General features: G+C 51.8%; 1 pseudogene. It reads left to right on the top strand.

Annotation, left to right across the window (positions count from 1 at the left end):
- Nucleotides 1-66: 66 nt before the first annotated feature.
- Nucleotides 67-255 (top strand): annotated as a pseudogene (locus tag ACTF5F_RS13245) (TrkH family potassium uptake protein); the annotation flags it as partial.

Here is a 255-nt window from a genome sequence, read left to right on the forward strand (position 1 = left end):
AGCGGAGTTTTTGGGGACGATGACAGTCCAATCCTGAAAGACGCAGAAGTCCGTGTGGCCGCGATCTTGGTTGCGGGGACAACGCTGGTGGTATTTCTTGCCCATTTTTTTGGATCGAATGACAGTAACCTTTCGAGTTTTTCGGATGCATTTGCCGCACTTTGGGGGGCGCTTTTTACCGTTTTGTCTTACCTGACAACGACCGGCTTTGTGTCTTCTTCTTGGGAAGGGGCGACAGCCTGGTCGGGATTGCAA

Source organism: Cognatiyoonia sp., assembly GCF_965661665.1.
Lineage (GTDB): Bacteria > Pseudomonadota > Alphaproteobacteria > Rhodobacterales > Rhodobacteraceae > Cognatiyoonia.